Source organism: Spirillospora albida, assembly GCF_000718255.1.
GTDB lineage: Bacteria > Actinomycetota > Actinomycetes > Streptosporangiales > Streptosporangiaceae > Spirillospora > Spirillospora albida.
Genome location: NZ_JOFJ01000057.1, coordinates 1 through 802 on the forward strand (window position 1 = coordinate 1; position 802 = coordinate 802).

The window sequence follows — 802 nt, forward strand, 5'->3', positions numbered from 1 at the left end:
CGTCCGCACCCACCTCCCCCTGGTCGGCCACATCGTCCGCGAAACCCTGATGCGGGTCCCCGCCCACGTCAACCGCGACGACCTCACCTCCGCCGGCCTCGCCGCCCTCGCCACCGCCGCACACTCCTACGACCCCACCCGCGGCGTCCCCTTCGGCCGATTCGCCGCCATGCGCATCCGCGGCGCCCTGATCGACGAACTACGCGGCCAAGACTGGGCCTCCCGCTCGGTCCGCACCCGCTCCCGCCACATCGACAACCTCCGCCACCAGCTCGCCGGCGAACTCGGCCGCGTCCCCACCACCGCCGAGATCGCCGCCGCCACCGGACTCACCGAGGCCGACATCACCGCCACCGAAGACGACGTCCAGCGCGCCGTGGTGCTGTCCCTGCAAGGCTTCACCCCCGGCACCGCCGACGACATGATCACCGAAACCACCGCCGGCCCCGAAGACCTCCTCCTGCACCGCGAACGCATCGGCTTCCTCCACCAAGCCGTCCAGGCCCTGCCCACCAAACTCCGCACCGTGATCACCGGCTACTACCTGCACAGCCGCCCCATGGCCGACATCGCCACCGAACTCGGCGTCACCGAATCCCGCATCTCCCAACTACGCGCCGAAGCCCTCACCCTCCTCAAAGACGGCATCAACACCCAACTCGCCCCCGAGCAGGTCCCCACCCCCACCCGCCCCAACGGCTGCGCCGCCCGCCGCCGCCAGACCTACTACAACACCATCGCCACCACCGGCACCCTCCACACCCGCCTCGCCCACACCGACATCCACGGCCTCGCCGCCTGA

At 71.2% G+C, this 802-nt stretch carries 1 protein-coding gene; it reads left to right on the forward strand.

Translation table 11 applies throughout. From position 1 onward, the window contains the following. On the forward strand, nt 1-802 hold an 802-nt coding region (locus IE99_RS0128485), incomplete at its 5' end, for a sigma-70 family RNA polymerase sigma factor (protein ID WP_030177493.1).